Annotated in this window: 12 protein-coding genes and 1 other RNA gene; 6 read left to right on the forward strand and 7 right to left on the reverse strand. The window is 65.3% G+C overall.

Annotated elements, in window-relative coordinates:
* Positions 1 to 127: 127 nt before the first annotated feature.
* From ACWIQA_RS00005 to ACWIQA_RS00030, 6 genes are all read right to left on the reverse strand, one after another.
* A complete protein-coding gene (locus ACWIQA_RS00005) occupies positions 128 to 451 on the reverse strand; it encodes a chorismate mutase (RefSeq protein WP_448581012.1) in 324 nt (107 codons plus the stop codon).
* Entirely contained in the window at positions 448 to 663 is a 216-nt protein-coding gene (locus tag ACWIQA_RS00010; RefSeq protein WP_448581013.1) for a DUF2842 domain-containing protein, read from the reverse strand. Before ACWIQA_RS00010 ends, ACWIQA_RS00005 begins: the two co-directional genes overlap by 4 nt.
* Before the next feature lie 19 nt (positions 664 to 682).
* Complete coding sequence (locus tag ACWIQA_RS00015) at positions 683 to 1,342, reverse strand: 5-formyltetrahydrofolate cyclo-ligase (RefSeq protein ID WP_448581014.1); 660 nt, start codon at positions 1,340 to 1,342, stop codon at positions 683 to 685.
* Positions 1,343 to 1,380: 38 nt separating this feature from the next.
* A non-coding RNA gene (gene ssrS, locus ACWIQA_RS00020) (6S RNA) lies at positions 1,381 to 1,535 on the reverse strand.
* Positions 1,536 to 1,547: 12 nt separating this feature from the next.
* Entirely contained in the window at positions 1,548 to 1,862 is a 315-nt protein-coding gene (locus ACWIQA_RS00025; RefSeq protein ID WP_448581015.1) for a cell division protein ZapA, read from the reverse strand.
* Entirely contained in the window at positions 1,855 to 2,064 is a 210-nt protein-coding gene (locus ACWIQA_RS00030; protein WP_448581016.1) for a hypothetical protein, read from the reverse strand. Before ACWIQA_RS00030 ends, ACWIQA_RS00025 begins: the two co-directional genes overlap by 8 nt.
* Positions 2,065 to 2,261: 197 nt before the next feature.
* Between ACWIQA_RS00030 and tkt the strand changes: the two genes are divergently transcribed.
* From tkt to thiE, 5 genes are read left to right on the forward strand one after another with little or no spacing between them, the layout of a single operon-like run.
* Complete coding sequence (tkt, locus tag ACWIQA_RS00035) at positions 2,262 to 4,295, forward strand: transketolase (RefSeq protein ID WP_448581017.1); 2,034 nt, start codon at positions 2,262 to 2,264, stop codon at positions 4,293 to 4,295.
* Positions 4,289 to 5,293: a type I glyceraldehyde-3-phosphate dehydrogenase gene (gap, locus tag ACWIQA_RS00040; RefSeq protein WP_448581018.1), complete on the forward strand. Its 1,005-nt coding sequence runs from the start codon at positions 4,289 to 4,291 to the stop codon at positions 5,291 to 5,293. The genes tkt and gap overlap by 7 nt, the downstream gene beginning before the upstream one ends.
* Positions 5,290 to 6,495, forward strand: coding sequence for a phosphoglycerate kinase (locus ACWIQA_RS00045; RefSeq protein ID WP_448581019.1), 1,206 nt, complete (start codon positions 5,290 to 5,292; stop codon positions 6,493 to 6,495). Before gap ends, ACWIQA_RS00045 begins: the two co-directional genes overlap by 4 nt.
* Before the next feature lie 2 nt (positions 6,496 to 6,497).
* Positions 6,498 to 7,406: a class I fructose-bisphosphate aldolase gene (locus tag ACWIQA_RS00050; protein ID WP_448581022.1), complete on the forward strand. Its 909-nt coding sequence runs from the start codon at positions 6,498 to 6,500 to the stop codon at positions 7,404 to 7,406.
* Entirely contained in the window at positions 7,403 to 8,068 is a 666-nt protein-coding gene (gene thiE, locus ACWIQA_RS00055) for a thiamine phosphate synthase (protein ID WP_448581020.1), read from the forward strand. Before ACWIQA_RS00050 ends, thiE begins: the two co-directional genes overlap by 4 nt.
* Before the next feature lie 10 nt (positions 8,069 to 8,078).
* Here thiE and ACWIQA_RS00060 read toward each other — a convergent pair whose 3' ends face one another.
* Complete coding sequence (locus ACWIQA_RS00060; RefSeq protein WP_448581021.1) at positions 8,079 to 8,606, reverse strand: PEPxxWA-CTERM sorting domain-containing protein; 528 nt, start codon at positions 8,604 to 8,606, stop codon at positions 8,079 to 8,081.
* 162 nt (positions 8,607 to 8,768) lie between these two features.
* Here ACWIQA_RS00060 and efp point away from each other — a divergent pair.
* On the forward strand, positions 8,769 to 9,310 hold a 542-nt coding region (gene efp / locus ACWIQA_RS00065), incomplete at its 3' end, for an elongation factor P (RefSeq protein WP_448581023.1).

Below are 9,310 nucleotides of genomic sequence, written 5' to 3' on the forward strand. Positions count from 1 at the left end.
CCCGGGTGCAGGGGGCCGGAGCGCAGAGGGCCAGAGCGCAGGGGGCCGAAGCGCAGGGGGCCGGGAGACCCAGGGGCCAGGGGCCGGAGGAAACGGGGAGACTCTCGCTTCGGGGCGATATCTTGGGTCAGCCAAGCCGGCGAGCTGGCTGGCGGAGCCGGTCCCACTGGGCAAATTCGTGCGCAATCGAGGCTTCGACCAGCTGTTCCCACAACGTCTCCACCAGCTCAGGCGCCAGCCCGTGGCTGGCTGCAAGCGCCTTCACGCGGGCAATCACTTCGGCCTTGCGCACCTCATCGCGCACCTCCTCGCGGCGAAGCTTGATCCGCGCTGCTGCATCCATGAAGCGCATGCGCTCGGCAATCAGCGCGACGAGCTCGGAGTCGATTGCATCAACTGCAGCACGGACTTCGTGCATGGCCGTCGCAAGCTCTGGCCTGATGCGAGTCATTTCGGGCTGCGCCAGCTGCCAGTCTCCATCCAGACAAGAACAGGACGGAACGGAACAACCCAGGCGATGCCGAGCAGCAGCCAGACCGGCAGCTGCAGCAGCGGATGGAGCCCGGTCACCGGCTCGGCCAAACGCACAACAAGAAGCGCATAGACGAAGAGGAACAGGATGAGACCAAGGATTCCAAACGGCCGGCGCAGGCTTGGGGTCATGGCCCTTCTCATATCCCGCCTACCGGACATCGCCTAGGCTCTTTGCTGCCGCGGCTTCCCTGTCACTGCGGCACCGGAGAAGCCGCGTTGGAGTTGCCACAAAGTCGAGCCGCTCGTCCCACGGGGCAAGCGGGAGAGCATCGGCTTCCTGCATGTCCCAGGCAAGGCCGATGGCCAGGACGGGCCCCGCCGAGCGCAGCGCCCGGAGCGTGCGATCATAATGGCCGCCGCCCTGGCCGAGGCGTCCGCCGCGCCGATCGAAGAGAAGGAGCGGAACGAAGAGAAGAGAGGGAGTGACGAGGGGCGCAGTTGCGGAGGGCTCGAGGATGCCATGGCGGCCCGGGCTGAGGTCGTCTGCTCGGCTTAGATGAAAGCTGAGACTGCCGCTTGTGGTTACCCGCGGGAAGCAGAGCGTCTCGATATCCCGAGCGATCGGCTCTGGGTCCACTTCACTTGCCATTGCCGCATAGCTTGCAACCACCGCGCCGCCAACAAGGAGTGGCCGCACACGGGCAGCGAGCGCCTCCTCGAGCGCACGCCGCACCTGGACTGCGAGGCCCGCGACATGGGCCCGGCGCGCTGCACGGGCATGCTTTCGCAATACCTGCCGTGCCGCCTGGGCCTGCCGTGCCGCCTGGTCTTGCCGTGCCGCCTGGGCTTGCCGTGCCACTTGGTCCACGCCTGCATCCCAACCCAATTTGCCTGGGCTCCGGAGGTGGCGGGACCGGTTCGACCGTTTGCCCGGAAATCCGCTGACGCCTTCGACGCCAGGTGGGCGCCGTGATCACTGGACCAGGATCCGGTGAGGAACGGCACCCTTTCGGATGATATCGCCTCAGGGATGTTCGATAGCGCGCATCGACCAGACCCCGCCTCAAGCCAGTCTAGGATCGCTTCGCTTCCGGCTCAACCCCTGCCGCCCGCTCGAGGCGGGCAGCCAGTGACTCGAACCCAGCGGCGAGTGCCGCAAGCCGCTCGAACAGCTCCTCACCTGGGCGGCTCCGGTCCAGCATCTCGCCTGTGACCTGGAGGCCCGCCATTAGGAGCAAGCGCACTTCCGTCAGCGCACCAAGCGCTGACGCAAGCGCTTGCGCTCGCCGGTCGAACTCGCGCGCTGCCGCCTCGAGTGCACGCTCGTCACCATCGCGGCAAGCAAGGCGATAGCTGCGACCCCCGACTTCAACGAGAACTTCAGCCATCCAAACTGTCCAGAAGTCGATCCATGGCAGCGAGAACCTGCCGTGCCTCGGCCGCGAGCGGCCCGGACTCCCCGAGCCGGGCCTCGATCCGCGCCGTGGCATCGGCACAGCGGACGAGAGCATGCCCAAGCCGATCAAGAACGGCCCAGGGTGCCGACGAGTCCGTCTCCATCTCCCGCTGATCCGGGGAGTCTGCTGCCATTCCCCTTCCTCCCTTGGCCCTGCCTGAAGAAGTCGAGTGCGTTAGGACAGTTTGGTAAGACATGATCTCGGGTCTGGTCAATCCGGCCGCCTGGGTGTCCGGGCGACTGCGCGTGCGGGGCGGCCGGTTGATTTTGGGGGTTGCCTTTGCAAGGGGATGGTGCGGCGGTCGAATCGGCCGCGCCATGCCGCGCGCGCATGCAAAGGCGCCGCATCAAGGGGATCGGAGTGACTGCAGCAATCGATGCCGGGCGTTTGGCTTCGATGGCAAACGCCATCCGCGCGCTTGCGATGGATGCAGTCGAGGCGGCCAATTCGGGTCATCCCGGAATGCCCATGGGCATGGCCGATGTCGCCACTGTTCTCTTTACACGCTATCTGAAGTTCGACCCAGAAGCTCCTGACTGGCCAGACCGGGACCGGTTCGTCCTGTCTGCTGGCCATGGCTCGATGCTGCTCTACGCCGTCCTCCACCTCGCCGGCTATGCCCGGCCGACGATGGAGGACATCCGGCAGTTCCGTCAGCTCCACTCGCCCTGCGCTGGGCATCCGGAGGCGACCGAGCTTGAAGGGGTGGAGACGACCACCGGGCCGCTGGGGCAGGGGCTCGCAACCGCCGTTGGCATGGCGATCGCCGAGCGGCATCTGAACGCCATATTCGGGGCGGATCTTGTCGACCACCGGACGTTTGTCATTGCTGGCGATGGCTGCCTCATGGAAGGTGTGAGTCACGAGGCGATCGGGCTTGCGGGCCATCTCGGCCTTGGCAGGCTCATCCTCCTGTTCGATGACAATGGCATCTCGATCGACGGTCCGACCAGTCTTGCCACGTCTGAGGACCATTCGGCCCGGTTCGCGGCTGCGGGCTGGCATGTCGAGGTCTGTGATGGCCATGATGTGGCGGATATCGACCGCGCCATCGCTGCAGCCCTTGCGGATCCCCGCCCGTCTTTGGTGCGCTGCCGCACCATCATCGGCTTTGGCGCGCCTACGCGGGCTGGAAGCGAGAAGACCCATGGCAGCCCGCTTGGTGCTGCCGAGGTGGCGGGCGCGAAAGCAAGGCTTGGATGGACGGCGCCGCCGTTTGAAGTGCCGGAGCCGATCCTTGCCGAGTGGCGGCGAGCGGGCGCTCGCGGGCGGGCGGCACGCAAGGCCTGGGAAGCGCGGCTTGCCGCCCACCCCGAGGCTGCCGAATTCGCCCGCCGCATGGAGGGCCGGCTCCCGCCGCTCGACCTTGCGATCGCGCCCGCCAATGTCGCCTCGCGCAAGGCCTCCGAGATGGTGCTGGAGAAGGTCAACGCCCAGCTGCCGGAGACGATCGGCGGCTCGGCCGATCTCACGGGCTCCAACAACACGCGAACAGCTGGCCTTGCGCTCCTGACGAAGGCGACTCCTGGCGGCCGCTATCTCCACTATGGCATCCGCGAGTTCGGCATGGCAGCTGCCATGAACGGCATGGCGCTCCACGGTGGCATCATCCCCTATGGTGGCACTTTCCTCGTCTTTTCCGACTATTGTCGGCCAGCGCTGCGGCTGGCGGCGCTGCAGCGGCTCGGGGTCATCCATGTGATGACGCATGATTCAATTGGCCTTGGCGAGGATGGTCCGACGCACCAGCCAGTCGAGCATCTGATGGCGCTTCGCGCGATCCCTGGCCTTGTCGTCTATCGGCCAGCGGATGCTGTCGAGACAGCCGAGTGCTGGGAACTCGCACTGATGGACCGGCAGCGGCCGTCGGTGCTGGCGCTTTCCCGGCAGAACCTGCCGGCGCTGCGGGAAGCGGGTGGGCCCAATCGTGCGGCCGGGGGCGGCTACCGGCTGGTCGAGGCGCGCGGCACCCGCCGGGTCGTGCTTGTTGCAACCGGCTCGGAAGTGGCGCCTGCCTGTGACGCGGCTGCCCTTCTCGAAGCGGAGGGCATTGGCTGCGATGTCGTCTCGCTGCCGTCCTGGACGCACTTTCTCGCGCGCCCGGCCGAAGAGCGGCTGGCACTCGTGCCGCCGGATGTGCTGCGGGTGTCGGTCGAGGCCGGCATTACGCTTGGCTGGGAGCGGATCATCGGTGCCGATGGGCTCATGATCGGGCTCAACCAGTTCGGGGCCTCGGCCCCGGCTGCCGTCCTGTTCCGCCATTTTGGCTTTACAGGTGAGGCCATCGCCGACCGGGTGCGCACCCGGCTGGCCAACGGACACGAAGAGACAGAAGGAAGAAACAGAGGAGCGCGCGCATGGTGAAAGTGGCGATCAACGGGTTCGGGCGGATCGGGCGGCTGGTGCTCCGCGCTGCCATCGAGAGCGGCCGGTCGGATATCGAGGTGGTCGCCATCAACGATCTTGCAGATGCTGCCGCCAATGCCCGCCTGCTTGCCCGCGACTCCGTGCATGGCCCCTTTCCGGGCAAGGTCGAGGCGGATGGGGACTCCATCCTGGTCGAAGGCCGGCGCATCCGCGTGACTGCCGAGCGCGACCCGGCAAAGCTCCCCCACCGCGACCTTGGCGTTGATATCGCGCTTGAGTGCACGGGGCTTTTCACGGATGCAGCGAAGGCCCGCCTCCACCTTGATGCGGGGGCAAAGCGGGTGCTGGTTTCAGCGCCAGCGAAGGGTGCGGACTTGACGGTCGTCTACGGCGTCAATCACGACCGGCTCACGGCGGATCATCGGATTGTCTCCAACGCGTCTTGCACCACCAACTGCCTGGCCCCGGTTGCCAAGGTGATGGCCGAGACGGTCGGCATCGAGCGGGGCCTCATGACGACCATTCACGCCTACACCAACGATCAGCGCATCCTCGACCAAATTCACGGCGACCCGCGCCGCGCCCGGGCAGCGGCCATGTCGATGATCCCAACGACAACCGGTGCCGCGCGCGCGGTGGGGGAAGTGCTGCCGGCATTGAAGGGCAAGCTCGATGGCTCAGCTGTGCGGGTGCCGACAGCCAATGTGAGCCTCGTGGACTTGACCTTCGTGCCTGGCCGCGCCACCAGCCGCGAGGAAGTCAACGGAGCATTGAAGGCCGCAGCAGAAGGCGCGCTCCGGGGCATTCTTGCCTACACCGAAGAGCCACTGGTCTCGGTGGACTTCAACCATGATCCAGCTTCGTCCACAGTTGACAGTCTCGAGACGGCTGTCATCGAGGGGCAGCTCGTGCGGGTCGTCTCCTGGTACGACAATGAGTGGGGCTTCTCGAATCGCATGCTTGATACGGCAGTGGCCATGGGGCGTCTGCTGTGACGTTCCGCACCCTTGATGACCTGCCCGCTGACCTTGCTGGCAAGCGCGTGCTGGTCCGGGTCGACCTAAACGTGCCCATGGCCGGGCATGAAGTGACCGACGACACGCGTCTCAAGGCGACCCGGCCGACGATCGAGGAGCTGGCGCGGCGGGGTGCGCGGGTTTTGCTCCTGTCCCACTTCGGGCGGCCGAAGGGGAGGGACCCGCAAGCGACTCTTGCCCATGTCGTGCCTGCGCTTGCCACTGTGCTCGGCCGGCCGGTCGGGTTCCTGGCGGATTGCGCTGGCGAGGACATGGAAGCAGAGACCCGGGCCCTTGCAGATGGCAGCGTGACCGTGCTCGAGAACACCCGCTTCCACCCAGGCGAGGAAGCCAATGATCCCGGTTTTGCAGCGGCGCTCGCGCGGCTCGGCGACCTTTATGTCAATGATGCCTTTTCTGCTGCTCATCGCGCCCATGCCTCAACCGAGGGGCTGGCGCGGTTGCTTCCCGCCTACGCCGGGCGGCAGATGGAAGCGGAACTCCGCGCCCTTTCGGCCGTGCTCAAGAGCCCGCGCCGGCCGGTTGCGGCCATCGTCGGCGGCGCTAAGGTCTCAACCAAGATCGCGGTCCTTTCGCATCTTGTCGAGAACGTCGATCATCTGGTCATCGGGGGCGCGATGGCCAACAGCTTCTTGGCAGCAAAGGGCATGGCCATTGGCCGCTCGCTCCATGAGCCGGACCAGCTGGAGACTGCCTGCGGGATCATGGCAGCGGCTGCGCGGGCGGGCTGCACTGTCCACCTGCCATATGATGTCGTCGTCGCGCGTGAATTCCGCGCCCATGCCGATCACCGGATTGTCAGCGTTCATCATGTCGAGCCCGACGAGATGATTGTCGACCTCGGGCCCCATGCCGTGGAAGCGCTCGCTGACCTTATGAAGACCTGCGCGACTTTGGTCTGGAACGGGCCGCTTGGCGCCTTCGAGCTGCCGCCATTTGATACGGCGACACTGGCACTTGCCCGGCTTGTCGCTGCCCTGACGGGTGAAGGCCATCTGATTTCGGTTGCCGGAGGTGGCGACACGGTTGCCGCACTCAATAAGGCCGGCGTCGCGGATCAGTTCAGCTTTGTCTCGACGGCCGGCGGTGCCTTCCTCGAATGGATGGAGGGCCGCACGCTTCCCGGTGTTGCCGCCCTTGAACAGGAGAGTGTCGCATGAAGATGACCAGGGCCGTTCGTCGCATCCTCGATGCGTATGAAAGCGACAATCCGGGGACGAAAGCCAACCTCGCCCGGATGCTGATGGCAGGTCGCCTCGGCGGCACGGGAAAGATGGTGATCCTGCCTGTTGACCAGGGTTTCGAGCATGGCCCGGCGCGCAGCTTTGCGATCAATCCCCCGGCCTATGACCCGCACTACCACTTCCGGCTTGCAATCGACGCAGGTCTAAACGCCTATGCAGCGCCACTTGGCATGCTGGAAGCCGGAGCCGACAGCTTCGCTGGCCAGATCCCAACCATCCTCAAGGTCAACAGCTCGAACAGCTGGGCGACTGCCAAGGATCAGGCAGTGACTGCAGGCGTGGACGATGCGCTGCGGCTGGGCTGCGCGGCCATTGGCCTTACCATCTATCCGGGCTCCGAGCATTTCGACGGCATGGTGGAAGAAGCGCGCGAGCTGATTGCCGAAGCGAAGGCAGTCGGCCTTGCGGCTGTTGTCTGGTCCTATCCGCGCGGTGGCAAGCTTTCCAAGGACGGTGAGCTTGCCCTCGATGTTGGCGCCTATGCCGCGCACCTTGCCTGCCTCATCGGTGCGCATATCGTGAAGGTGAAGCTGCCGACCGACCATATTGAACAGGCGGATGCGAAGAAGGCCTATGAGGGGGGCGACTGGTCGACCCAGGCGAAGCGGGTTGCCCATGTGGTCAAGGCCTGTTTCGAGGGCCGGCGTCTCGTCGTCTTCTCAGGCGGGGCGGCCAAGGGTGCGGACGCGGTGTTCGCGGATGCGCGCGCCATTCGCGATGGCGGTGGCAATGGCTCGATCATCGGGCGCAACAGCTTCCAGCGCCCACGCGAGGAGGCGCTTGCTCTTCTCGACCGGATCATCCGCATCTACCTGGGCCGCGAATGAGCGATGATCCGCTGGCCGATTTCGGCCGCGAGGAACGGCCACCCTGCCAGCTCTACCTCATCTCCCCGCCGGCGTTCGACCTTGCGACCCACGCCCGGGCGCTTGAACAGGTGCTCAAGGCCGGTGGCCCGGTGGCAGCCTATCAGCTCCGACTGAAGGGGGCGGCGGATGCCGAAGTGCTTGCAGCTGCCGAGCGCCTGCTGCCGATCTGCCAGGCGCATGAGGTGGCATTCCTCGTGAATGACCGGGCCGACCTCGCCAGGCTGGCCGGTGCCGACGGCGTGCACCTCGGCCAGACGGACGGGAGCGTGGCGCAGGCGCGTGCGCATCTCGGCCCTCAGGCGCAGATCGGGGTCACCTGCCATGGCAGCCGACACCTGGCCATGGAGGCCGGTGAGGCGGGCGCCAACTATGTTGCCTTCGGTGCCTTCTTCCCGACCGCCACCAAGGAGGTCTCCCTGACGGCCACACCCGCCATCCTCTCCTGGTGGACGGCGATCTCGCCCATCCCCTGTGTCGCCATCGGCGGGATTACGCCAGCCAATTGCCGGCCGCTGGTCAAAGCCGGCGCCGATTTCCTGGCCGTCTCAGCCGCCATATGGGCAGCGCCCGACCCGGCCGCGGCCGTCCAGGCTTTTGCGCCTCAACTGGCCCCCGCCTGAGCGCTGAGCGTCAGGCAGCAGCGGCATGACGCGTGCGTCGCGCGGCCATGCCGACCAGACCGAAACCGGCGATCAGCATCGCCCAGGTCGAAGGCTCGGGAATGACTCCACCGCTTCGCGAAATCGTCTGGGCGACCCAGCCGCCCCCACCCGCCGGCGACTGTTCGACAAAATAGGGAATCCCAGTGGTCAGATCGTTGACGAAGGCACAGAAGCTCTCTTCAATGTGTGTGCAAAAAGACGAGCCGCCTTCAGTTGCAATGACCATCACCTTAATCCAGGGAGACCAGGAGAAGGTCAGCGGATACGGAAAATTGGCGATCACGGTCGTGAGCACCGATGTATTTGCCTCATAAAAGAGGCTGGTATCGAAGGTGGCGGTATAGCTCATGATCAACGGGTCGATTGGCGGTGCAGGAGAGCCGAAAAGGACCTGCCAATTCGTTGCCGTGAAGGACGCGTTGATGGTCACAATCGCAGCGTCGGCCGCCTGCGCGACGAACGAAGCCACAGCTGCCAAAGCAAACTTCTTCATCATGGAAGCCCCCTCTCAGACCCCGCATCGTCAAGCGTGAACAACGCCGATGCTGCTGCATCCCATATCAGCCCGCGCGGTGTCAAGATCTTTGTTCCGCGGCAGTTGCTTGCGCTGCCCCACCTCGGCTAAGGGCGCGCACGCTCTTTCATGGCAGGTGAGGCAATGAAAATCAGTGGCGTGGACATTCGTCCCGGCAATATCATCGAATATGAGGGTGGCATCTGGCGTGCTGTCAAGACGCAGCACACCCAGCCCGGCAAGGGCGGGGCCTATATGCAGGTCGAAATGAAGAACCTGATCGATGGGCGCAAGACCAATGTGCGGTTCCGCTCGGCCGAGATTGTGGAGCGCGTGCGGCTCGATACCAAGGATTTCCAGTTCCTCTATGCCGAGGGCGACCAGCTGACCTTCATGGACAAAGAGACCTATGACCAGGTGCAGCTGCCACGCGATCTCCTTGGCGATGCAGCGGCCTTCCTCGCCGATGGCATGGATGTGACCATGGAACTTTATGAGGACCGGCCCATTTCGGTGCAGCTGCCTGACCAGGTCGAATGCACGATCGTCGAGGCCGACGCAGTGGTGAAGGGCCAGACGGCGAGTTCGAGCTACAAGCCGGCGCTTCTTGAGAATGGCGTGCGCATCATGGTGCCGCCCCACATTGAGAGCGGCACCCGCGTCGTCGTCGACGTCTATGAACAGAC

This window comes from Thermaurantiacus sp., from assembly GCF_053487655.1.